The following is a 23,380-nucleotide window of genomic DNA, read 5'->3' on the forward strand; positions in this document are numbered from 1 at the left end:
TACTAATAAAAACCGAGCTAAGAATCAAAAATAGTAAAACAAGAAAAATCAAAGATACTAGCGAGAAGACAGTCTCTAAAAAGGCCTGAAAATGAGTCTTAAAAATAGCTGCCGAAAATAACTGCCAAAAAGAAAATAAAGAACAGAATAAAAAGTACAGACCAAAAAAAACGAGCCATAGGCTCGTTTCTTTGATTCATTTAAAGTAATGTTTTTAAATTATCATTACTCTAAATTATCTTAGCTAATTAGATAGCTGTGATACCGTGGGCTTGTGGGCCTTTAGCACCTTGAGTTACTGTGAACTCAACTTCTTGGCCTTCCGCTAAGGTTTTGAAACCTGAGCTTGCGATTTCGCTGTAATGAGCAAAAACGTCTGGACCTGATTCTGGAGCAATGAAACCAAAACCTTTAGCTTCGTTAAACCACTTTACTGTACCTTTGATAGTATCTGACATATTCATCTTCCTAATTTTAAAACATAATGACCAATTTGGTCGGGTAACGCTTTGAGCAACTACGGTAAATCTTAAAACGGAGGATTAATGCTAATACTACGAGGTAATGATTTGCTGCGGGCTTCTCTCAAGCAGATGTGCATTATAGGACCCTATTTACTCTTTGGCAAGCTTTATTTTAAAATAACTTAAAATAAAACCAATTATTTTTAAAATATTTTAAACTTACAGTACCGACGTCTTGATATCATTGGCCTAACCTATTCTTATTGTTAAGAGTGTAAAATAAAAAAGACAGGCTTTCGCCTGCCTTAAATTTACGGAAAGATTAATTAATTTAGGACTCAACGATATTGAGACTTAACGTTGAATCAAAGCTTCTTAAACGCTGGTAACGTTGCTCGACCAAGTCAGTTACTTCTATCTGTTTAAGTTCCTCTAGTTGCCCAATCAATAACTGTTGCAGATTATCCATTACCGGTTTGGCATCGATATGAGCCCCTTCCCCTTCCTCAATAACGGCGTCAATTAAACCCAATTGATACAGATTGCTAGAATTCAATTTTAACGCCTCAGAAGCTTCAGGCGCTTTCTCAGCAGTTTTCCATAAGATAGAGGCACAGCCTTCAGGCGAAATCACTGAATAAATACTGTGCTGCAGCATATTAATTTTATCGCCGACGCCGATAGCCAATGCCCCACCAGACCCACCTTCCCCAATAATAGTAACAATAATCGGAGTTTTGAGACTGCTAAAAGTTGCAATACTCTCTGCAATGGCTTGAGCTTGGCCCCGCTCTTCGGCATCCACCCCAGGGTAAGCGCCTTGGGTATCAATAAAGGTCAATACTGGCAACTTAAAACGCTCAGCCAGTTTTACCAAACGAATGGCTTTACGATAGCCTTCTGGATACGCCATTCCAAAGTTATGAGCAATGCGCTCACGGGTACTACGGCCTCGGTGCTGACCAATTACCATCACTGGCTGATTGTTAAACCGTGCCAAACCACCGATTACCGCTCGATCATCACCAAACACACGGTCACCGTGGAGCTCATCAAACTCAGTGAACAATTGCCCCACATAATCTAAAAATAAAGGGCGTTTAGGGTGTCTTGCTAAGCCAACGCTATCCCAAACTGCGCTCATGATAGGTCCTTAAAATATTATTATAGTACTGCTTATTTGTTGAATTGAATTGTTTTATTAACTGACAGTCGATCAAGCAACGTTTATTGTTCCGTTGAATGGCTAATCACCGTCAGCTCCACACCCCATTTCTTAAATTGATCTATATCATCTTCCAGATCAAAAACAAGCAAGGCATATTCTTCAAATTCTGGATCCACAATAACTTGCCAATGGTCTTCATCGATAATATGCAGTTGTAAATCACTCTTATCATGATCATTGCGGCTGCGATGAACCAATACCGCTAAGCGTAGCAATAGGCACAAGTACACCAAGGTTCTACCGCCAATATCTTGCACTTGTTCCAACATTTCCGTCTTTAACTTGCGACGGTGGTTGCGAGCCAACTGTGACATGCGTATTTGATCGACTTGAGAGAAGCCTGGAATGTCTGAGAATTCCAACAAGTAAGCACTGTGATGATGGTAGCCACTGTGACTAATGGCCAGACCAATTTCATGCAGATAAGCGGTGCGACGCAGCAAGTCATTGTCCTCATTACTCAGACCCAATGCCTCTTGGGTCTGCTCAAAAAGACGCTCACAGCTTCTAACCACGCGTTTTGCTTGACGCTTGTCTACTGAATAACGCTCAACTAAGGCATGAACACTACGGTCACGGACGTCTTCTCTGGCAAATCTGCCAAGCATATCGTACATCACCCCTTCTCTTAACGCGCCGTCTGAATAGGTCATGGTATCAATACCCAACACTTTCATAGCGGCTAACAATACCGCCACTCCTGCCGGGAAAACAGCTTTACGGTGCTCTTTTACCCCTTCTAAATCAATATCTTCAACACGGCCGATTTTGATTAGCAGCTTTTGTAGGTTTTTAACCCCTTCGTAAGTAATACGCTCTTGGTCATCTGCCCAACCTTTGGAGACCAATACATTACGCACCGCTTTAATAGTACCACTAGAGCCCACCACGCTAGTCCAACCAGTTTTTTGATAAGTGGTACTGATACGTAAAATCTCTTTACGGGCATCTGAAATAGCATCGTTGAATGCACTTTCAGTGATGTCTCCTGATTGGAAAAACCACTGCGTATAGGCCACACAGCCCATTTGCAAACTTTCAGTCAATAAGGGATCAAACTCTTGACCAATAATGAATTCAGTAGAGCCGCCACCGATATCGATTACCAATCTTTTATCACTACTGGCATTGGTGTGTGATACCCCCAAATAAATCAGACGGGCTTCTTCACGACCTGCAATAATCTCAATTGGTTTGGGCAGAATTTCATTGGCTCGTCTAATAAAATCTTCTGCGTTTTTGGCTTGGCGCAAAGCGTTGGTCGCCACAATACGTAATCTGTCGGCAGATACTGAGTCGAGTCGACCCATGAAACGTGCCAAGCAATCTAAGCCTCGCTGTTGAGCCTCTTCACTGAGGTATTTATTTTCATCTAGACCTGCAGCCAACTGAACCTTTTCAGACATAGAGGCCACTTTTCGAACCTCACCATGATCCAATCGGGCAATAGCTAGGTGAAAGCTGTTTGAGCCAATGTCAATGGCTGCCATAAGTTCGTTATTTGCTAGAAAATTATTCGGCATAAGCGACTGTCTTACCTTAAATTAATGCAAGGATGAAAAGATCATTAAGTATCGAGTGTTGTTAATTGTTGATTTTTGCTAAGTATCGAACGTTATTGACATACTCCCACCACCAAACCTAACGGTTATGGTGGGGGAATCTTTGCGACCCATAACAACCTAAGTTGTTACCTTTCGCCATGCCACCTACACTAATAGGTATAGGCATGGAGGAACTCTTTACACAGTAGCACGTCCTGCTACATCAGCTAACGCCTGAGAGCGTATATTGCTTGCTGCATTGGTATCACGGTCATGCTGTGTTTGACAGCTAGGACACGTCCAATTTCTGACTGACAACGGCAGAGTATCTAATTTGTGATGACAATGCGAACAAATTTTACTACTAGCAAAGAACCGATTTACCTTTAGGATATTCTTACCATACCAATTCGCCTTGTAAGTAAGCAGGGTAACAAACTGCCCCCAACCCACGTCATTAATCGCTTTGGCAAGTTTTCGGTTCTTTACCATGTTTTTCACACCTAAATCTTCTATCGCATAGCTTGTCGCTTGGTTTTCACAGATAAGGCTATGCGTGATTTTGTGATGTAAGTCTAATCGAGCGTTGCGTACTTTTTCATGAATACAAGCAACAGCTAATTTTTGTTTTTGATAGTTCTTACTGGTCTTTTGTTTACGAGCAAAGATTTTTTGCTGTATAGCAAGTCGTTTACTGGCTTTGGCTAAATGCTTTGGGTTATCAAATTTGCTACCATCTGATAGATTGAGTAAGTGACTAATACCTAAGTCAATGCCAACCGTTAATCTAGGTTCAATGGTCGTAGGCGTTGGCAATATATCAGCATTATCAACCAGTACGCTTGCATAGTATTTGCCTGTGGCGGTTTTACTAATAGTAACGGTTTTGATATTACCAACAAATTCACGGCTAAATACGGTTTTGATGCCTTTTATTTTAGGTAGATTGATAATACCTTGCTCAAAGTTTACGGTGCAATGTTGAGGGCATTGATAACTACGCTGTGGGATTTTTTTAGATTTGAACCGTGGAAATTTGGCATGACCTTTGAAGAAGTTAGTAAAAGCGGTATAGATATTTAGTAAGGCATTTAGTAGTGATTGGCTATTGACCTCGTTTAGCCATGCAAACTGAGCTTTCTTTTTCTTTTTTACTAAATGGCTTTGGATTTTGCTACGTGATAATGATTTGCCAAACATAGCATAGTAGCGTTTTTGCAATGCCAACGCCCAATTGAACACAAACCGACTACAGCCAAAATGCTTTTCGATTAGCACTCGCTGTTCGTAGTTTGGGTAAATTCTGTATTTATAGGCTTTAAGCATGGTTTGTCAGTCAACTTGAATATAGGTATAACCTAGCATTATTTGCATTTAGCATCAATTACCAGCAATAAACCTAAATACTTAGAATAGGTCGCCCGTGCTTACATCTCCACCTAAATCAAAGATTATAGGTGGAGAATTACGCACGATAAGTTAAATACCAAATCTTAAAAATAAACTTAGCGAGGCATTTTAGCTGCCAGTATATTAAAAACCATATTCGCTGATAGGGCTCTATTCTAACAAAGTTAGAAAGCAAATTCGCCAAATCCGTTCTAAATTAACTTAAAAGGTGGTTGCCCCAAACTTTTAGCACAAATAAGATAGGCCATCTCATTAAATCACTTATGCTAAAAAGTGGCAAGCAAGGGTATATTAATAAAATTTACTTAAATTTCGGCATATTTAACAACCCTGACTCACAAAAAAGCCACCCTATAAATAGGATGGCTTTAGTTGCTCATTAACTTTAGTTACTTATAAAAATGTCACTTTCTATAGCCAACAAAAACTATAGTTAAGAGAAAACAAGATAAAGCGATTAATAAATAAAATGACTAATAGATAGGCTGACCAGATCAGTAGACCTTGTCGCTATCCCCCTGCTTTAGCGTAATTCTTTTCTCAGAATCTTGCCCACAGCAGATTTGGGTAATTCAGCAATAAACTCATAATACTTAGGACGTTTATAACCGGTCATTCGCTCAGTGGCAAAAGCTTGTAACTCTTCTACCGTTAAGCTCTCATCATTTTTTACCACAAATGCTTTAGGGGCCTCGCCGCTATAGTCATCTGCGACGCCTACCACTGCGACTTCCTTCACTTTTGGATGCTCAGTCAATGCTGCTTCAACTTCATTGGGATAAACATTAAATCCTGACACTAAAATCATGTCTTTTTTTCTATCCACTAAAGTCACGAATCCTGATTCATCGATAAAGCCAATGTCTCCTGTTTTCAAAAAGCCTTCTGCGGTAAAGGTTTGGTCATTATCACGTTGCCAGTAGCCTTTCATAACCTGTGGCCCTTTAATACAGACTTCACCCGGCTCCCCAACTGCACATTCATTGCCCGCATCATCGAAAACTTTGAATACAGTTAGCGACAGAGGCAGGCCTACTGTGCCATTGAATTCTGTCACACTTGGCGGGTTAAAAGAAATAACCGGACTGGTTTCAGACATACCATACCCTTCATTAATGGTTTGACCTGTTACCTTTTCCCAGCGCTCAGCGACTGCTCTGATAATGGCCGTGCCGCCCCCAACAGAGAGATACAACTCACTAAAATCTAAGCTAGCAAATTTTGGATGACTGAGCATGCCTATGAACAAGGTGTTTACTGAAGGAATAATATTTGGCTTATGTTTATCAATAACGTCAATCAAACTATCCATGTCTCTAGGGTTAGTCACTAATATATCTTCCCAGCCGCCATACAAACTCAATAAACCACAAACCGTGAAGGAGAATATATGGTACAGCGGTAGCGGATTGAGCATTTTGACTTGTTGGGTTGACTTGGCTTCAACGTAAGCGCCAAAGCACTCATAACACTGCAAAATATTCGCCAGTACGTTGTAGTGAGATAACATAGCCCCTTTTGGCTTACCCGTGGTGCCACCGGTATATTGCAATAACGCCAAATCTTCACGGCCAATATCTGGCATTTTAAAGTCATTTTCATGATGGTTATTAATCGCATCAGCAAACTTTACGGTGTGTGGCTTAGTAGAGAGGCTAACAGACTCCTGCGGTTGAGCATCTTCATTGCTATCTATTGTGCTTGAAGGGGTTATCGTGCTTGAAGAGCTTAGAGAAGTCTCTAGTTGCATTAACGCTAAGATATCATTTTGCGCTGCCGAATCACCGGTCACCGAGCAATGCATTACCCAGTCCAAACTACTTTTTACACTGTCTTCTAGTTGCTGATAAGCCGTATCCATACCAGTTAACAGTATCAGACCTCTTACGTCAGCGTCTGTAATTTGGTGAGCTAACTCATAGTGAGTGTATAGAGGATTGACATTGACCAACACCATTCCCGAGCGTAAGCACCCCAACATAACAACTGGATATTGCAAAATATTTGGCAATTGTACAGCCACTCTATCGCCTTTTATCATCCCTTGAGATTGTAAAAATGCAGCAAAGCGTTTACTGGCAATATCGAGTTGTTCAAACGACAGGGTAGCCTGCCCCATACGAAGTGCTGTTTTTTGATAATTTTGTTCTAATTTTGGTTGTAACAGGTCGATAATACTTTCAATATTGTCATCGATAAAGAGGTTGTAATTAACATTGTGGCGGGCATAAACTTCATTTATATCAGAGTAAGAACTACTCATAAAACGGCTTCCTTGCTATAAAAAATGGGATGTAAAATATGGTAAATAGGCCTTCGTTAGTGCCAGTAAACCATTGAGAGCCTAACATATTAATAATAGACTAACATCCTAAAGTTTACCTAAACCAATAAAGACCTATGAAATAAATATACTTTATTTTCAATAGAGGTTGACGTAAAAAACAACCTCTATAGTCAATTGTTTAATAAATAGCACTGGCCTCATCCGTGTTAATGACCCGTGCTAATATTATTAATCCTATTGGCCTGTATTATGCCGCTGCCATTTCAGCAAACACCTCATCAGCGGCTTTAATAGTCGCATCCAAATCTTCAGTGCTATGCTTAGAGGACATAAAGCCTACTTCATAAGCAGAAGGCGCAAGATAGATACCGCGCTCCAACATACCGTGGAAGAAAGTATTGAACTTGTCCATATCACATGCTGTCACTTCATCGAAGTTCTGCGGTACACCAGTGGCTTTATCTTTCACAAAGAATAGACCAAACATACCACCAAGCTTCGTTGAACGTAGTTCGATGCCGTGTTTCTCTGCCGCATCTTGAATACCGTTCACCAAATAAGTCACTTTATCTGCCACGCCTTTATAAAAACCAGGCTGGGTTAAGTCTTCAAACATGGCAATACCGGCACGCATCGCCAGTGGGTTGCCTGATAACGTACCGGCTTGATACACACCGCCCATTGGGGCAATGCATTCCATGATTTCACGCTTACCACCGAAGGCACCTACTGGCAGACCTGCACCAATGATTTTACCAAAGCAAGTTAAGTCTGGTTCGATATCAAAGTAGCCTTGAGCCCCTTTTAGATCCACACGAAAACCGGTCATTACTTCATCAAAAATTAACACTGCACCGCCTTGGGTACACTGTTGGCGCAAAGTATCATGGAATTCTTGAGTTGGTACAATCATATTCATATTACCGGCGATAGGTTCAACGATAACGCAGGCAATCTCATCGCCCCATTTTTCAAAGCAGTCTTTAATTGCTTGAGGGTCATTATATGGCAAGGTAATGGTGTGCTTAGCAAAGTCAACTGGCACCCCTTGTGACGTTGGCTCACCGATATCTAACATACCTGAGCCTGCTTTTACCAATAAACTGTCTGAGTGACCGTGGTAACAGCCTTCAAATTTGACGATTTTATCGCGTCCAGTATAGCCACGAGCCAGACGAATAGCGCTCATTGTCGCCTCTGTGCCTGAGCTGGTCATACGAATCATCTCAACGCTTGGCACAATTTCACAGATTTTATCGGCCACTGAAGTCTCAAACGTAGTTGGGGTACCAAAGCTTAGTCCGTCATCGGCAGCGGCTTTAACCGCGTCAATCACTTTCGGGTGTGCATGACCTAGAATCATAGGGCCCCATGAGCCGACATAATCAATATATTCGTTGTCTTCGGTATCGTAAATTTTGCTGCCAGCTGCTTTGTGCATAAATACTGGCGTGCCACCCACGCCAGCGAAAGCACGTACGGGAGAGTTAACACCCCCTGGAATATGTTTTTTGGCTTGTAGGAATAGTTGTTCGTTTTTAGTACTCATAGTAGTCACTCGACTTTACAGATGAAAGAAACCTAGGTTAGGTCTTTTGATTATTAGGAAGATAGTTTTAAGGGTTAAGAGTTAAAAGTTCAGGTTTAAGGGTGTTGATTTTAAGCATAATAGTTATAAGATTTGGGTTAAAAGAAAACCTATTTAAGGTCAAAAATACAATTTACCCTGTATCACTGCAACAATATTACAAGGTTTGGCGCCTATAACCAAATGTGACGCATTTGTCCTTGTAACAACCGCTCTATATTAGCAAAAAAAAGTGGGCTCTTATGAGCCCACTTTGTATCATTGTCATACTGTTATCGCTTAACAGGCATAGGTCAATAACCACAAATGCCGGTTGGTTTGACCTAGTCCTTGTTACTTAGGTGTCTTCTCTAAGTGAGGGTCAATCTTTTTACGCTGAGCATCATATGAGTCTAGACGACCTTGTTCGTGCTCCAACCAAACAGCGTTCACAATGGCCAAAAGGACGGCAAATCCAAGGCCCAATATCCATGCAAAATACCACATAATGTTCTCCTAAATAAGTAGATAGCTTAGTATGCCGTATGATCATTTTCACGGATATAAGCAGTGGTCACCTTACCGCGCATGACGCTATAAGCCCAACTGGTATAAAACACAATAATCGGTAGCAGTAACACCACGACGTAGAACATCACCATCAACGTTAAGTGACTAGACACACTATCCCATACGGTTAAGCTGGCATTTGGGAACGTTGACGATGGCATAACAAATGGGAATAACGCGATGCCGGCAGTCATGATAACGCCAAGGACAGCAAAACTTGATGTCACAAAAGCGGTCAGAGTTTTACCCGCTTTCAATAAAGCGGCGGTGATAAGTGGCATAATTACCCCAAGCGCAGGGAAAGCCCAAGCCCAAGGGTATTTCTCAAAGTTAGCCATCCAAGCACCGGGCTGTACCACCACCTCTTTAGTCAATGGGTTGGCCACAGCAGCTGTGTCAATTTGCGACACAATGGCATAGCCATCAATGGACTGAATCCACACGCCTGCTGCCACAAAAAGTACCACCATTACCACAGCAGAGATCATCGTGTATTTAATGGTACGTTGTTGAATGCCATTCTCTGTACGGTGGGCAAGAAAAGCCCCACCCTGCATGATAAGCATAGTAGCACTGACCAAACCACAAAGAATTGCGAAAGGATTCAATAAATTCCAGAAGCTACCGGTATAGGTAGAGCGCATCATATTATCAAAACTAAAAGGCACCCCTAAAAATAAGTTTCCGAATGCCACACCGAATACCACTGCCGGTACAAAAGAGCCGACAAATAGGCCCCAGTCCCAGGCATTTCGCCATCTTTGGTCTTTCACTAAGTTACGGTATTTAAAGCCTACAGGACGGAAAAACAAGGCCCATAATACCGCCATCATGGCCCAATAGAAACCACTGAAGGCTAACGCATAGACCATTGGCCAAGCGGCAAATAATGCCCCACCTGCGGTAATAAACCAGACTTGGTTACCTTCCCAGTGAGGACCGACTGTATTAACGATAACACGACGTTCATCATCATCTTTGCCGACGAATGGCAATAGGGTACACACCCCCATGTCGTGTCCATCCATAATGGCAAAACCAATCAGTAAAGCCCCGACTAAAAGCCACCAAATAATTTTTAGCGTTTCATAATCAAACAACATGGTCGACCTCCTTTTTGCCACTTACAGGTGTCACATTACGCGGAGTTTCTCCATCATAACGACCTGTGCCTAAGCTTGCTGGACCTAACTTCACATACTTAACCATTAGATAAACTTCAATGATAAGTAAAATAGTATAGAAACCTACGAAGCCTGCTAATGAGCCATAAACGTTGGCCACACTAAAGTTGGTAACTGAAAGGTAGGTAGGCAGAACCCCATAAATAGTCCAAGGTTGACGGCCATATTCCGCCACAAACCAACCAAGCTCAATGGCAATCCACGGTGCTGGCAACATAATGACAGCCCATTTTAACAACCATGTTTTTTCTGCAAAGTTGCCTTTTACGGTATGCCACATACTGGTTGCAAATAATGCCAACATTAAGAAACCAAGACCCACCATACCGCGGAATGACCAGAACATAGGTTTTACGGCAGGAATGGTGTCATCCACTGCTTTTTGAATCATCTCTGGGGTAGCTTGTGACACATCTTGAGTGTACTTTTTAAGCAATAAACCAAAGCCTAGGTCATCTTTCACTTCTTCAAACTGTGCTTTCAACATCTCATCTTTAGGATTTTCACGCAGCTGTTCAAGCAAGCTGACGGCAACAATCCCATTTTGAATACGTACTCGGTTCACAGCCTTGATGTCGTGAATACCTGGAATTTCTTTATCAAGCGAACGCGTACCGATTAGTCCCATCGCGTAAGGAATCTGAATCTGCCAATCGTTCTTTTGCTCTTTTTCATTAATACCTGCAATCAGGTTAAAAGAAGCCGGTGCAGGTTCGGTATGCCACATGGCCTCAATCGTTGCCATCTTGGTTTGCTGAGCGGCACCGATTGAATACCCTGATTCATCCCCTAAAACGATAACACTTAAAATAGAAGCAATACCAAAGGCTGAAGCCACTTGGAAGCTACGCTTGGCAAAAGGCACATCGCGCTTGCGAAGCAAGTACAGGGCAGAAATAGAAAGTACAAACATTGAGGCAGTAACATAGCCTGCAGAGACAGTATGTACGAATTTATTCTGCGCATCAGGGTTGAATAAGATAGTGGCGAAACTGTCCATTTCCATGCGCATGGTTTCATAGCTAAAGGACGCCCCTACTGGGCTTTGCATCCAGCCGTTAGCAATCAAAATCCATAACGCAGAAAGGTTGGTCCCTAAGGCCATTAGCATAGTAACGATCAAATGCTGGGCACGAGACAATCTATCCCAACCAAAAAAGAATAGACCCACCATGGTGGATTCAAGGAAGAAAGCCATTAAACCTTCAATGGCAAGAGGGGCACCGAAGATATCACCCACATAATGCGAATAATAAGCCCAGTTAGTACCAAACTGGAACTCCATGGTAATCCCAGTGGTTACCCCTAGAGCAAAGTTAATACCGAAGAGTTTGCCCCAGTACTTAGTCATGTCCTTCCAGATTTGATTACCTGTTGTGACATAAACGGATTCCATAATGACCAGAATCCAAACCATACCCAAGGTTAATGGGACAAATAAAAAGTGGTAAAGCGCCGTCACCGCAAACTGCAAGCGGGATATATCAACTAGATGTTCAGTAATCATACCAAACTCCCTAAAAAGAAGGATCAAATCACACTATGACTTGATAGGCATAGCTTTGATATGCAAAGTATAGGACCACCTTACTGCTCACATCCCTACTGGCTGGCCCTATCTCCCTACTCCTGTTACCCTATCAAACCAAACGAGTGATTAACCCTGCATTACCGATAAGTTTTAACATCTATAAACCACATTAGATGCTAATAAGCGATTAAAACGATTATCACAAAACACTACTGAAGAATACGACTTAGCCTCTGTTACTGCTCTAAACCATTCATCTTTATTTTATAATATATAATTTTATAAAGTATAAAAAATAGAGTACTCACTGGGCACATAATTAGATACAACGTTAAATACAATAAAACCACTATATCAACAATGATTTATTGCGGCTTATATTACTCGATTTAAAATATTTGTTCCATAAACTGTTCACTTTTATTTCACAACAGCAATGATAAACGTGGCAAATTATCAAGATAATCACCGAACTTTGTCCTATGCTAAATATTTTATAGGGTTCTATTACGGGCCCAAGGTTTCGCGAGATACATTAACATACATTGGCTTTTCAATGTAGTAAGCTTAGAATGTTTGCTAAATCATACACCCATTGAAAAACATATTTTTTAACTTTTGTATCTTATAACTTTCTCTTTTTTTTCTAAATCAGACGTTACTATGGCCACCCTTTCTACTGCCGAAAAAAGCTTTTTAAAACAGCTGGTAAATACCGTGCGCCGACCTCTTAGTCTGGCGTGGCTACTCACGGTTATAAGCACCCTTATTTTTGTGTGGCAAGCTTGGCTACTCGCCAGCCTCTTCAGCTTATGGCTAACCAACTACTTTAATAAGATACCGTTATCCACGGGTATTGATTCTGCTTGGTTTATAGGACTTGCACTGTGCTTTGTACTGCGACCTTTACTCAATATGGGGCGAGAATTATTGAGTAGCCGAGCCAGCTTAAAAGTCCGTAGTGAGTTAAGACAGTCATTACTGTCTACCATGGCTACTTTAGGGCCTAACTTACGTCATTTCGGCAGCGATGGCAGTATTTCCAGTCAAATTATTGACCAAACTGATGCCCTAGATGGGTTTATCAGCCGTTTTAGTGTGCAAAAGAATGTCACCGTTACCACGCCCCTTATTCTACTGATAGCAGTGGCTTGGCAGAGTAAGTTTGCAGCCGCACTACTGTTAATGACCGCCCCTTTAGTGCCTATATTTATGATCCTAATTGGTCATCTTACCGCCAAAAAAAACGCGGCTCAATTTAGTGCCTTGTCACAGTTAAGTGGTCGTTTTTTGGATTGGATTCGGGGTATGCCAACTCTGAAACGACTACAAGCCACTTCCATTGCCGAGCAGGACTTGGCCATTAGTAGTGAAGAGTATCGTCGCCGCACTATGGATGTACTGAAGATTGCGTTTTTAAATGGTGCAGTACTTGAGCTGTTGGCCGCCCTGAGTATCGCACTGGTTGCGGTCTATCTTGGTTTCGGATTAATGGGTATTTTGCCGTGGGACAAAGGTCATGTCCCTGTGGCTTATTTCGGGGCGTTATTTATTTTACTATTAGCCCCTGAATTTTATGTCCCTCTACGTCAACTTGGTGCGGATTATCATGCCAAAGCTGAAGCCGAAGGCGCGGTACAAAGCTTGTTGCCCATTATTAAAGCAGCGCAGCTTAGCAAAGGCGACTCAGTAGATACCTTCAAATTTGATTCTGAGAAAGACACAAGTCCGGAGGATCTGTCACAAGCTCCTGTCGACTTATCAAAACCCTTTGGATTAACAATAACAAACGTCAGCATTCAGACCCCTATTATTAGCGAAGATAATATTCTTAGCGGCGATAGCATTATTAGCGACAATATTTCAGAACAATACCTAAGCCCTGCTGCTGATGGCTCTAAAGTTGATGGCTCTAATATTAAGGGTTCGGATGCTCATGCCACTGATAGTTTAGTCAAAGCAATGACTTATCGCACCCGTTTGGCCCCAGTCAGTTTCGAGTTACAGCCTACAGAAAGGATAGCCTTGACGGGAGACAGTGGCAGCGGCAAGTCCAGTTTATTACAGGCGATAATGGGATTCGTTGATTATCAGGGTACTATCCAAATTACCCTTGCCAATTCAGAGCGTATAGACATCAAACAACTGCCTCAACAGCAGCTCAGACAACACATGGGCTACTTAGCACAGCAGGTGGCATTGATGCCACTGACCATCGCTGAAAACTTACGCCTTGCCAATCCTAATGCCACAGACCAGCAGCTTATTGATGCGCTTAAAGAAGTCGAGCTTTGGCAGCTTATTGAGCGCTTGCCCCAAGGAATTAACACCCAGCTTGGCGATAGAGGTCAAGGTTTGTCAGGCGGTCAACAGCAGCGTTTGGGCATTGCCCAATTACTGCTAAGAAATGACAGTCTATGGCTATTAGACGAGCCCACTGAGCATCTCGACCCCGATACCGCGCAGCGTATTCATCAACTTCTGCAGCGGGTTAGCATTGGCAAAACAGTCATATGGATTACCCATGCCTATGAGACGTTAAACTGGTTAGATAGACAAGTAACGCTGTCTCTTCCGGTAGCTTTGACTGAAATGGGAGGTGATTATGAATAAGCAGAAAGTCACTGAAAGCAAGGTCAACTCGCAGCAGCTACTAGATTCAGCAGCGCCTACCCCCGTGTTTCGCCTACGTGATATGTTTAAGCCCTCTTTTGATTTATGGGTATTCTCTTGGATCTTAGGACTGGTCACAGCGCTATCGATGATTGCACTATTGATGATATCAGGCTGGTTTATCACCGGAGCGGCTTTGGCTGGCATGATTGCGGTAGGGTCACATGCTTTTAACTATATGCTACCCGCCGGCATTATCCGTATGCTTGCCATGGCACGCACTGCAGGTCGCTATGGCGAGCTAATGGTATCGCACAATGCGGTTTTTGATTTATTGAAGACCTTACGCTTACGCTTTTTTAATCGCTTGGCTGCATTGCCGTTGATACAACAGCGTAATACGCTACATGCTTCACAATATATGCACCGCTTGGTCAGTGATATTGATAAGTTAGATGAGTTTATCCTTAGAGTAATCTCGCCTTGGCTGGTGGGCAGCGTTTCGGTTTTATTATTGGCTTTATTTATCAGCTGGGCATTACCTGTCAGTGCAGTGAGTAAAATTACGATTTATTTGTTGTTATTACTAGCGTTGCTACTGCCTTTGATTGTCAGCTTAAGAGGCATTAACCGCGCGAAAAAACTGTCGCAGGTTTCTGAAGCCCGTCGCCAAAAACTGCTTGCACCGTTGGCTATTATTACCCAACTGCTACTTTGGCGACAATGGCAAACCCAAACCAAAATTTATATCGCTCAAGACAATGAATTACAAAAGTTGGAATGGAGCGCTCAAAAACTACGCTCTACTGTCATGCTACTTATTCAATGGTTCTTTTATGCTGCCGTATTGGTGGTATTATTTTCAATATTCCAACTCTCTAGCAATGCTACCTCGCCTCAAGCTGTGCTTAATAACATAGATGTGCCACTGGTATTGGCAGTAACTTTAGGCTTATTAGGTATACAAGAGATTATTGTGCCGTTCGGTCAGCATTACTTGGCGTTAGGCAACAGTGTCTCTGCCAAAGATCGTCTCAATGCCTTATTAACCGCCTCAGAACTTGAACCAAATAGCGAAAAAACAATCTTCGATAATAAGACAGACGAGAACTATTCGGCGAGCAACCATAAACTTAAGAATCATGCAGGATTAAAACTACCCACTGGGCCACTTAACGCTAAGTTGACCCAGGTCTCTGCTAAAATTCCTAACGCTTTGGTAGGTGCACAAGATGTGAATGTTAGCATGCATTCTGGTACCCCCTTAATTATCAAAGGCCCTTCTGGATGTGGTAAATCTACCTTACTGCAAGCTTTGGCAGGTGAGCTGCCTTTAACCTCAGGTCACGCTACCTTAAACGATGCCAATTGGTTCGATTATGAGTGGCAAGATCAACTGGGTTATTTGGGGCAGCAATTGGATATCTTTGACCAAACTTTGGCCGCTAACCTACGCCTTGGCAAGGCAGATGCTACGGACGATGAGTTGTTAGTTGCTTTGGATAAAGTAGGTTTACTGCCTTGGTTACATGCTCAGCCTCAAGGGTTAGATACGCCTTTAGGAGAATATGGTGCCGCTATCTCTGGCGGACAGGCCAGACGCGTTGCTTTAGCCCGACTGCTCTTAAAGCCGCGCCGTGTGTTACTGCTTGATGAACCCTTTGCCGGACTAGACGTCGAGACCCGTGAGAAAGTATGGCATAGTGTGCGGGTCCATCAGCAGCAAGATTTATTGATTGTAGTCAGTCACCACGAGTGGGACATGGGCCAATGTGACGTGCTAAGGTTGAAAGAAAATATTTTTATTGATTAGATTTGGTGCTAATATAGTTTAGTTAATTTAACTATTTACATGTAATGAAAACTCAACCAAACCAAGCTGAATCTCTATCAAAAGGAATATTAATCCCTCATGGATAATATAAAAACAGCAGTAGAATCACTGGCCCAACCTGAAGCAGCAGTAGCACCTATGGATACTTTTGAAGCTTTTCGTATTATTGAAAAGCTTAGTGAAGGCATTAACCCTCTATCCGATGAGCCACTAACACCCAAGAGCCTATGTTTAAATGATGATATTCAACGGGCTTTGCAAGTGGCTATTCCTGCACTTCAAGCACGTATAAGATGGATTGAGCGCCAAGCACAGTTACCGGCCAATGCAGGCAAGCCTTGGGAAACAGAAGAGGAGGAAAGCCTCAATACAGGGTTTGATAATGGTGATAGCGTGGAGACTCTAGCTGAGCGTCATCAACGTACCAAAGGCTCTATTACTTCTAGATTGGTTAAAATGGGCAAAATAAGTGCTTAGTTTAAGGCTTGTCTTGTGGTCAACATCCTAGTTAGGACATCACTGCGAAACTTAGAACATTATCAGTTAGTCATATAAAATGAAAAAGGAGCAATCAATGATTGCTCCTTTTTTATTGGAAGATCAAGTCTGACTAATTAGATGGCTAAATCAGACTTTTCGCCCAATTCATACAAGGCACCAGCACGGCCCACAATTAACGGGTCCACATTACCGACTTGCTTCTGGTTTCTTCCTTCATAGGGAAGTTTATTTAATACATAACGCATGGCATTTAGACGAGCACGTTTTTTACAATCTGATTTGATAACAATCCAAGGCGACTCTGCCGTGTCCGTGTTATAGAACATGGCTTCTTTCGCTAAAGTATACTCATCCCACTTGTCTAGTGATGCCATATCAATAGGAGACAGCTTCCACTGTTTTAAGGGGTGCGCTTCACGTTGCTTAAAGCGACGACGCTGCTCATCACGGCTTACAGAGAACCAAAACTTAATGAGATGAATACCCGAATCAATCAAATGTCTTTCAAACTCGGGGGTTTGTTTCATAAAGATTTGGTACTGCTCTTCGGTACAGAAACCCATCACACGCTCAACGCCAGCACGGTTATACCAAGAACGGTCAAATAACACCATTTCACCGGCAGCAGGCAAATGCTGAATGTAACGTTGGAAATACCATTGCCCCATTTCACGTTCTGTCGGCTTATCAAGCGCTACTACCCTGGCACTACGAGGGTTTAGGTTTTCCATAAAGCGTTTGATAGAACCCCCTTTACCAGCCGCATCACGACCTTCAAAGATAATAACCACTTTTTGATTGTTTTCACGTACCCACTTCTGTAGTTTCAGTAGCTCTACTTGTAGGTGGTATTTTTGCTTTTCATACGTTTTACGGGATAAACGGTTTTTATAAGGATAGCCGCCTTCACGCCAGTTATCTGACAACTCATCGTCTTTTTTCTCACCTGTTTTAACCGCATTGGCTAACGCATGTTTTGCAAATAAATCTTTAAGCTTTTCAAGATCATCGGGTGAAGCATCATGTATTAACGCTTGTAAATTTTCAGAGATACTATCGAAATTACCTTCATTCAAGTCTTTCAATAATACTTGGTCAATAACCTCTTTGGTCTTGATTCGTGAGCCATCTTTTTTCTTCTGTGTTTCATACTTTTCAATCTTTTTTTGATTGGTCACGTACTCATCATTAATCTTTTCTGGTTTACCGCTTTTCTTTGACATGCTCACTCCTCATTGTTAACTATCTAACCTAGATTAAATAGATTTATTTAATTATTATAGCAAAGACTGCGTAACTTAATTCACAAAAATCACCATCTATGAATTGTTTTATGGTTGTAAGCTTTAAACCCTTAAAATATTTATGGATTAACTAAGATTCATTTGAGCATTATGATTTTATTATTGTTATCCTGATATCCGTAAATGCTCTATTATCGAATCCACGATCCTAAAAACCACTTACTAGAGCGCACTCAGAACTAATTTCGATAACCATAAAAAAGTCTCACTCCTTTACGAAGTGAGACTTTTTAAAATTCAGGTCAGACCTTCTAAAATTTAAGTTGCTACACTATAAATAGCACCCATTAAACTCGTTAAGCCTTTTTAACCACCGATGACTTTAACTTCATTTGACCAAAACCATCGATTTTGCAGTCAATGTCATGGTCGTCTGGAGCGTCATGTAGTAAACGAATGCTTTTCACTTTTGTGCCGACTTTCAAGGGCGTAGAAGAACCTTTCACTTTTAAATCTTTGATAACAGTAACGGCATCGCCATCCTGTAATTCATTACCCACTGCATCACGAATCACATTATCTTCTGCAGCAGCAGCCGTTCCATCTGATTCAGCAGCTGTCCATTCGTGAGCACACATAGGGCAAACCAATAAGGCGCCATCTTCATAAGTTAAATCAGAATCACAATTAGGGCAATTAGGTAAGCTCATTTTATCCTCATTTCCATTATTTAAGATACAGTATTGAATTCATATCGTTTAGTATTGTAGCCTAAACTGCAGATTTTTGCTCAAACAAGCGGTTGAAATAATCTTATTCAGCCAAATTAAAGTAGTAACTACCGTGACTTTAATAAGTTACATACTGCCACTACGGACAAAAGTACGATATTACGACGCCTTTATAATAATCGACAATATATCTTGCCCATAGACTCACTTAATATATCAATCACATAGACTGAATTAAAAATTTTAAAAAACCACTAAAAAGGATGCCCACTGTGAGCAATTTAACGTTTAAACAAATCACTTTACAAGGTGAAGATGCTGGAAAATTCTTACAAAGCCAGTTAACGGTTAATATCAACAAAATCGATTTAAGTTATATTCCAGCGGCTATTGCCAATCTAAAAGGTCGTATCGAATTTGGTATTTGGGTCAAAAAACAAGCGGAAGATCAGTTTGATATCGTAATCAGTGCCGACTGTCTACCAAGCTTACAGGCTCACTTAAAAAAATTCGGTGCTTTTTCTAAGTTCACTACCTCAGAGCCCATTGATATCTATCCTTGTGTGTTAGGCGCAGACACGGATGAACAAGAGGCTACCTTTAGCCATAATGCAGACAAGTGCGATGTGGAAGAATGGAAAGCCCTAAGTATTGCGACAGGCAACTATTGGATTGTAGAGGCGACTCAAGAGCTGTTTCAACCTCAAGAACTGAGATTACATCAACGTGGCGGAGTAGATTATGATAAAGGCTGTTACCTAGGCCAAGAAGTTATCGCTCGAATTTACTTTAAAGCCTCACCGAAAGCTTTCTTACACCGCGTCAAAGGTGAGGGGGAAGTTCCTCAACCTGGCGCGAGCTTGGATAAGGTCCAAGTGGTGAATGCTATTGCAACACAAGATAATTTAGGCTTTGAAGCGTTAGTTGTGGCCCGCCCTGAACATTTAGAGAACTCCGAGCTACAGCTATTACCTTTGCCTACAGCCCTACAAGGCAATGTGGCACGTGATGCTTAAAGTTTAAGTCAACCTTCCTTTAATAGTCCTCATTCAATCGGTCTTATTTTAGTTGGCTTTATTTTAGTCAAATAAGTTTTAACCAACTTTATAGGGTCTATAACAACGAGTTAGACTGTTTTAGAAACCAAAAAAAAAGCGATCCTAAGATCGCTTTTTTGATGGCTACTTCTTTTTTGATGGCTACTTATTGACTGTCAATTTATAAATTGACTAGCGGTCATTACTGGGCAGCTGCGTTTGCTTTAGCCGCTCTGTCAGCCATTTTGCTTTGGAATTTGGCTTTTTGCTCTTCACGCATTTTTTTCAATTCTGCTCTTTGCTCAGCAGTTAAAATCTGAGCCATCGTATGCTGTGCTTGAACACGCTCAACAAATCTCTGCTTTGATAACGCGGCTTGTTGATCAGCTAAGCTATTTAAGGCGGCAGTGTTTAAAGTTGGGCTATTAATTAACGCTTCAGTCTGTGCATGCAGTTGCTGCATTTTTGCTTTGTCTTGCTGAGCATTGGCTTGACGCTTCTGCTTCTGTGCTTCTCGCAAGGCTTTCATCTGTGCTTTTTGTTGATCCGTTAAATTAAGCTTCTCAAAACTACCACGCTTACCCATATGGTGACCACCTTTAGAGTGCTCACCTTTTTTGTGCTGCATTTTAGTGGCTGGCGTGGTTTGAGACTCAGAAACTGCACTGGCCTGAGTACAGCCTACCATTGCCAAACTACCTGATACTGCCAATATCGAACTTAATACTAATTTTTTCATACCCATTACCCTTAAAGTGGTTTTTACATTAAATTTTCTTAATCAAATTTTTTGAGCCATCAAGTTTATTGAATCTATTAATTTATCGACCCGTCGAAGGTCGTGAACTCAATAACTTTAGCACTTTGATTCATTGACGCTATCATAAGCCACTTCTAAGTAACTTAATTTGATGAAACTTTAAGAAAGGTAACAATTGCAACAATACAGTTCCTCTGCCCTTGCTTGTGTCAATGACCCTCGTTAGTATTCCTATGCAGCCAACTTCGATAACATTATTTTAAATAAGTCTGGTTTTTAATAAGTCTGGCCGTTAATAAGCGACGTATAATGCTGTTAACTTTCTATCTCTCCGGCTATCTCTCTCAGGGTTTGTTTATGACACATATTTTACTAGGCGATGACGACACAGAGCTTTCCGATCTATTGGTGGAATATCTCACCAATCACGGAATTGAGTGCGATTGTGCTTATGATGGAGAGCAGGTTCTACAGAAGCTGAAAACGAACAGCTATGACTTAATTGTGCTAGATATTATGATGCCAAAGATTGATGGGTTAAGTGTGCTGCGTCAGTTACCCACATTGACACAGACACCTGTCATTATGCTTACCGCCAAAGGTGATGAGATAGATCGTATCATTGGTTTGGCATTAGGGGCTGATGACTATATTGCTAAGCCTTGCAACCCACGCGAGCTATTGGCCCGGATTAATGCCGTAATTAAGCGTACCACGGCCCAAGCTACTGACTTTACCCCGTTAGTGCATGAACGGTTAGAGCTTGACCAGGTACACCGAGTATGTAAAGTCGATGGTAAGGTGTTGCAAGTGACAGGCACTGAGTTTGATTTACTGATCGCCTTACTTCTGCAACAAGGCAATGTGGCCAGTAAAGAATGGCTGTCACAGACCGTATTACAGCGCGAACTACAGCCGCTCGATAGAAGCTTAGATGTGCATATCTCTCGGCTTAGAAAAAAGCTACAGCCCTTTCATGAAGACCCCATTAAAGCCGTTCGTGGTAAAGGTTATCAATTGGTCCTATAGAGTATTTTTATATGAAAAAAACAACGCCAAAAAAAGTTTCACAGCACCGGTTCAATCAGCCGCTCACCTTATTCTGGCGTCTGTTTTTAAGCATGCTCGCTATTTTACTATTAACTTCCGCTCTATCAGTAGGGATTGAACGTTGGATCAATGCTAAAGAGCTTAACAACAGAATGGAGCTACAGGTTGCTCGGCTGCTAGTCGCCCGTCAGCATACTGTTGCAGCGTTGGCCAACGATGACCTACAGACCGTTAAATACCTGTATCATGGAAACAGATGGCTACTGTCACAAATGCGTATTGTGGATGAAAAAGGTGCTGTGATTCTACCTAGCTTTGGTCGTTTTCATCCTGATAATAAAAGAATTAATCTCTATGATTCAGTGCCTCATCCTGATGCTCAAAACCCATCGTCTCGTTCCTCTAACTTAAGCTTACCCTCACTATCTCCTCCGCCTGAAGAGCGCGATCGAAGCTTCCTGTTGCCTTGGTCGGAGCAGCCTTGGCAACAAGTTAGTGCGGAAATTACCAATTATCCGGAGTTAAAAGACACCACTGTAGTTTCCAACAGCGGTATAAGCTATACCGTCCAACTTCAGCCGAAGCTTTCTTTACGGGATCTAATCTCACTGCGCAAAGACCACACTCTAATCAGAGTATCACTTATCTTGTTGTTTAGCATTTTGGTCTGTTACTGGTTAAGCCGTGCTTTAATTGGCCGCATTAAGCGGGTTCAAAAAGCGGTTCATTTAATGAGTGAAGGACGCTTTACTGCTGGAGAGGAGTTAAAAGATTTGGGTAACGATGAGCTAGGCATGTTGGCAAAAGACGTGTCCAAACTGTCTACCCGTTTAGCCAATAGTGAATTGGCCCGAAAACAAATGTTAAGTGACATCTCTCATGAACTACGTTCGCCCTTGGCCCGATTAGAGGTGGCCACCGAATTGACCCGAGACTTTGCACCCGAGGCAGGACACTATCTAGACCGTATTGAAAAAGAATCAGAGCGCATGAATGAGCGTAAGCATCCGACCATCCCATCTTTTTTTCTATTAAAAAATGCGAGATAGTGTCCATGAACAAATAATCGTGGACACTAACATGACAACACAATACCCTAATAAGCCCAAACGCAGAACTTACAGCGCTGAGTTTAAAGCGCTTTTAGTAAAAGAAGCGACAGACTCAGGTCGATCAATTGCCAGTATCGCTCTAGAGCATGGCATTAACCAAAACCTTCTACATAACTGGAAACGCCAGTATCAGCGCACGCAGACTCAAGCTGACACATTACCTGGCGCTATAAGCAGACCAGATAATCCAACAAACCCGCACTTTATTCCAATTCATCTTGCGCCTGAAGGTGCGCATCTAGGCTCAGCCTCCGTCATAAAGAACATCAAACTGCAAACCACATCTCGAGCATCTGGGACGATAAGCCTCAACATTGCCCAAATAGACACTCAAAGCTTGATTGACCTACTACGAGGACTGCAATGATACCCATCACTCACATCTGGCTATCCACCACGCCCATGGACATGCGATGTGGTAGTGGCAAACTACTGGCCCACATCCTCACCGAACACCAAAGCATTCGCCCTCACTGTGCCTACCTATTTTACAACAAAGCAGGCACACGCCTAAAAGTATTCATTCATGATGGGCTTGGCGTATGGCTTTGTAGCCGTCAGCTTGATGACAATAAATTTCATGGCTTAACCAAGCCGCTCACCACCACTCAAACTGGCATCAGCATCAACCGTGAACAATTTAATGCCTTAATCAGTGGACTGCCTTGGCGTAACATGGGCAAAGATAAATTAACCCCCATCCTATAAATAGC

20 protein-coding genes are annotated in these 23,380 nt (G+C 41.9%); 8 read left to right on the plus strand and 12 right to left on the minus strand.

The window, feature by feature from the left end; all coding sequences use genetic code 11:
• Positions 1 to 248 precede the first annotated feature (248 nt).
• The 9 genes from LK453_RS02150 to LK453_RS02190 all read right to left on the minus strand — a co-directional run bounded on the left by LK453_RS02150 (position 249) and on the right by LK453_RS02190 (position 11,761).
• Positions 249 to 458 carry a cold-shock protein gene (locus LK453_RS02150; protein WP_096065671.1) on the minus strand — a complete coding sequence of 70 codons (210 nt, stop codon included), beginning with the start codon at positions 456 to 458 and terminating at the stop codon, positions 249 to 251.
• 337 nt (positions 459 to 795) lie between these two features.
• Positions 796 to 1,608 carry an acetyl-CoA carboxylase carboxyltransferase subunit alpha gene (locus tag LK453_RS02155; RefSeq protein ID WP_201542322.1) on the minus strand — a complete coding sequence of 271 codons (813 nt, stop codon included), beginning with the start codon at positions 1,606 to 1,608 and terminating at the stop codon, positions 796 to 798.
• Positions 1,609 to 1,691: 83 nt separating this feature from the next.
• Positions 1,692 to 3,215 carry an exopolyphosphatase gene (gene ppx / locus LK453_RS02160; protein WP_201528914.1) on the minus strand — a complete coding sequence of 508 codons (1,524 nt, stop codon included), beginning with the start codon at positions 3,213 to 3,215 and terminating at the stop codon, positions 1,692 to 1,694.
• Positions 3,216 to 3,434: 219 nt separating this feature from the next.
• On the minus strand, positions 3,435 to 4,562 hold the full coding sequence (locus LK453_RS02165; protein WP_227954048.1) for a transposase: 1,128 nt from the start codon (positions 4,560 to 4,562) through the stop codon (positions 3,435 to 3,437).
• Positions 4,563 to 5,169: 607 nt separating this feature from the next.
• Positions 5,170 to 6,909, minus strand: a complete 1,740-nt coding sequence (locus tag LK453_RS02170; protein WP_201542065.1) for an AMP-binding protein — start codon at positions 6,907 to 6,909, stop codon at positions 5,170 to 5,172.
• Positions 6,910 to 7,180: 271 nt separating this feature from the next.
• Positions 7,181 to 8,482 (minus strand): glutamate-1-semialdehyde 2,1-aminomutase, encoded by a 1,302-nt coding sequence (gene hemL, locus LK453_RS02175; protein ID WP_201542064.1) that lies wholly within the window; start codon positions 8,480 to 8,482, stop codon positions 7,181 to 7,183.
• Between the two features lie 372 nt (positions 8,483 to 8,854).
• Positions 8,855 to 9,007 carry a cytochrome bd-I oxidase subunit CydX gene (gene cydX, locus LK453_RS02180; protein ID WP_007394350.1) on the minus strand — a complete coding sequence of 51 codons (153 nt, stop codon included), beginning with the start codon at positions 9,005 to 9,007 and terminating at the stop codon, positions 8,855 to 8,857.
• A gap of 26 nt (positions 9,008 to 9,033) precedes the next feature.
• A complete protein-coding gene (gene cydB, locus LK453_RS02185) occupies positions 9,034 to 10,170 on the minus strand; it encodes a cytochrome d ubiquinol oxidase subunit II (RefSeq protein WP_201542066.1) in 1,137 nt (378 codons plus the stop codon).
• Positions 10,163 to 11,761, minus strand: a complete 1,599-nt coding sequence (locus LK453_RS02190; RefSeq protein WP_201538098.1) for a cytochrome ubiquinol oxidase subunit I — start codon at positions 11,759 to 11,761, stop codon at positions 10,163 to 10,165. Before LK453_RS02190 ends, cydB begins: the two co-directional genes overlap by 8 nt.
• A gap of 687 nt (positions 11,762 to 12,448) precedes the next feature.
• Here LK453_RS02190 and LK453_RS02195 point away from each other — a divergent pair.
• From LK453_RS02195 to LK453_RS02205, 3 genes are all read left to right on the plus strand, one after another.
• Positions 12,449 to 14,398: an ABC transporter ATP-binding protein/permease gene (locus LK453_RS02195; RefSeq protein ID WP_201542062.1), complete on the plus strand. Its 1,950-nt coding sequence runs from the start codon at positions 12,449 to 12,451 to the stop codon at positions 14,396 to 14,398.
• A complete protein-coding gene (locus LK453_RS02200; protein ID WP_201542060.1) occupies positions 14,391 to 16,211 on the plus strand; it encodes an amino acid ABC transporter ATP-binding/permease protein in 1,821 nt (606 codons plus the stop codon). Before LK453_RS02195 ends, LK453_RS02200 begins: the two co-directional genes overlap by 8 nt.
• 99 nt (positions 16,212 to 16,310) lie before the next feature.
• Positions 16,311 to 16,709: a hypothetical protein gene (locus tag LK453_RS02205; protein ID WP_201542053.1), complete on the plus strand. Its 399-nt coding sequence runs from the start codon at positions 16,311 to 16,313 to the stop codon at positions 16,707 to 16,709.
• A 137-nt stretch (positions 16,710 to 16,846) separates the two neighbouring features.
• On the opposite strand, the gene ppk2 is transcribed toward LK453_RS02205, so the two are convergent.
• Together ppk2 and LK453_RS02215 are read right to left on the minus strand one after the other, a co-directional pair.
• Positions 16,847 to 17,956 (minus strand): polyphosphate kinase 2, encoded by a 1,110-nt coding sequence (gene ppk2, locus LK453_RS02210; protein ID WP_201528928.1) that lies wholly within the window; start codon positions 17,954 to 17,956, stop codon positions 16,847 to 16,849.
• A 377-nt stretch (positions 17,957 to 18,333) separates the two neighbouring features.
• The gene (locus tag LK453_RS02215; RefSeq protein WP_201538090.1) at positions 18,334 to 18,687 is read right to left on the minus strand and encodes a zinc ribbon domain-containing protein YjdM; all 354 of its coding nucleotides are present in this window, start codon (positions 18,685 to 18,687) and stop codon (positions 18,334 to 18,336) included.
• Positions 18,688 to 18,971: 284 nt separating this feature from the next.
• On the opposite strand from LK453_RS02215, the gene ygfZ reads away from it, so the two are divergent.
• A complete protein-coding gene (gene ygfZ / locus LK453_RS02220) occupies positions 18,972 to 19,724 on the plus strand; it encodes a CAF17-like 4Fe-4S cluster assembly/insertion protein YgfZ (RefSeq protein ID WP_201542051.1) in 753 nt (250 codons plus the stop codon).
• A 223-nt stretch (positions 19,725 to 19,947) separates the two neighbouring features.
• Here the strand turns inward: ygfZ and LK453_RS02225 are convergent, their stop codons facing one another.
• A complete protein-coding gene (locus LK453_RS02225) occupies positions 19,948 to 20,484 on the minus strand; it encodes a Spy/CpxP family protein refolding chaperone (RefSeq protein ID WP_201542049.1) in 537 nt (178 codons plus the stop codon).
• Positions 20,485 to 20,862: 378 nt separating this feature from the next.
• On the opposite strand from LK453_RS02225, the gene LK453_RS02230 reads away from it, so the two are divergent.
• From LK453_RS02230 to tnpB, 4 genes are read left to right on the plus strand one after another with little or no spacing between them, the layout of a single operon-like run.
• On the plus strand, positions 20,863 to 21,534 hold the full coding sequence (locus tag LK453_RS02230; protein ID WP_201542047.1) for a response regulator transcription factor: 672 nt from the start codon (positions 20,863 to 20,865) through the stop codon (positions 21,532 to 21,534).
• Positions 21,535 to 21,545: 11 nt separating this feature from the next.
• Positions 21,546 to 22,604 (plus strand): histidine kinase dimerization/phospho-acceptor domain-containing protein, encoded by a 1,059-nt coding sequence (locus LK453_RS02235; protein ID WP_227674464.1) that lies wholly within the window; start codon positions 21,546 to 21,548, stop codon positions 22,602 to 22,604.
• A gap of 31 nt (positions 22,605 to 22,635) precedes the next feature.
• Positions 22,636 to 23,034 carry a transposase gene (locus tag LK453_RS02240; RefSeq protein WP_227954049.1) on the plus strand — a complete coding sequence of 133 codons (399 nt, stop codon included), beginning with the start codon at positions 22,636 to 22,638 and terminating at the stop codon, positions 23,032 to 23,034.
• Positions 23,031 to 23,375 carry an IS66 family insertion sequence element accessory protein TnpB gene (tnpB, locus tag LK453_RS02245; RefSeq protein WP_115342999.1) on the plus strand — a complete coding sequence of 115 codons (345 nt, stop codon included), beginning with the start codon at positions 23,031 to 23,033 and terminating at the stop codon, positions 23,373 to 23,375. Before LK453_RS02240 ends, tnpB begins: the two co-directional genes overlap by 4 nt.
• The last annotated feature ends 5 nt before the right edge of the window (positions 23,376 to 23,380 follow it).

This window comes from Psychrobacter sanguinis (assembly GCF_020736705.1).
Taxonomy (GTDB): Bacteria; Pseudomonadota; Gammaproteobacteria; order Pseudomonadales; family Moraxellaceae; genus Psychrobacter; species Psychrobacter sanguinis.

Bases quoted from the DNA above. Each gene is read 5' to 3' on its own strand.
- LK453_RS02195 (WP_201542062.1), top strand. From the start codon at position 12,449: ATGGCCACCCTTTCTACTGCCGAAAAAAGCTTTTTAAAACAGCTGGTA.
- LK453_RS02150 (WP_096065671.1), bottom strand. From the start codon at position 458: ATGTCAGATACTATCAAAGGTACAGTAAAGTGGTTTAACGAAGCTAAA.
- LK453_RS02235 (WP_227674464.1), top strand. From the start codon at position 21,546: ATGAAAAAAACAACGCCAAAAAAAGTTTCACAGCACCGGTTCAATCAG.
- tnpB (WP_115342999.1), top strand. From the start codon at position 23,031: ATGATACCCATCACTCACATCTGGCTATCCACCACGCCCATGGACATG.
- ppk2 (WP_201528928.1), bottom strand. From the start codon at position 17,956: ATGTCAAAGAAAAGCGGTAAACCAGAAAAGATTAATGATGAGTACGTG.
- LK453_RS02215 (WP_201538090.1), bottom strand. From the start codon at position 18,687: ATGAGCTTACCTAATTGCCCTAATTGTGATTCTGATTTAACTTATGAA.
- hemL (WP_201542064.1), bottom strand. From the start codon at position 8,482: ATGAGTACTAAAAACGAACAACTATTCCTACAAGCCAAAAAACATATT.
- cydX (WP_007394350.1), bottom strand. From the start codon at position 9,007: ATGTGGTATTTTGCATGGATATTGGGCCTTGGATTTGCCGTCCTTTTG.
- LK453_RS02225 (WP_201542049.1), bottom strand. From the start codon at position 20,484: ATGAAAAAATTAGTATTAAGTTCGATATTGGCAGTATCAGGTAGTTTG.
- ppx (WP_201528914.1), bottom strand. From the start codon at position 3,215: ATGCCGAATAATTTTCTAGCAAATAACGAACTTATGGCAGCCATTGAC.
- LK453_RS02230 (WP_201542047.1), top strand. From the start codon at position 20,863: ATGACACATATTTTACTAGGCGATGACGACACAGAGCTTTCCGATCTA.
- LK453_RS02165 (WP_227954048.1), bottom strand. From the start codon at position 4,562: ATGCTTAAAGCCTATAAATACAGAATTTACCCAAACTACGAACAGCGA.
- LK453_RS02170 (WP_201542065.1), bottom strand. From the start codon at position 6,909: ATGAGTAGTTCTTACTCTGATATAAATGAAGTTTATGCCCGCCACAAT.
- LK453_RS02200 (WP_201542060.1), top strand. From the start codon at position 14,391: ATGAATAAGCAGAAAGTCACTGAAAGCAAGGTCAACTCGCAGCAGCTA.
- ygfZ (WP_201542051.1), top strand. From the start codon at position 18,972: ATGCCCACTGTGAGCAATTTAACGTTTAAACAAATCACTTTACAAGGT.
- LK453_RS02205 (WP_201542053.1), top strand. From the start codon at position 16,311: ATGGATAATATAAAAACAGCAGTAGAATCACTGGCCCAACCTGAAGCA.
- LK453_RS02155 (WP_201542322.1), bottom strand. From the start codon at position 1,608: ATGAGCGCAGTTTGGGATAGCGTTGGCTTAGCAAGACACCCTAAACGC.
- LK453_RS02190 (WP_201538098.1), bottom strand. From the start codon at position 11,761: ATGATTACTGAACATCTAGTTGATATATCCCGCTTGCAGTTTGCGGTG.
- LK453_RS02240 (WP_227954049.1), top strand. From the start codon at position 22,636: ATGACAACACAATACCCTAATAAGCCCAAACGCAGAACTTACAGCGCT.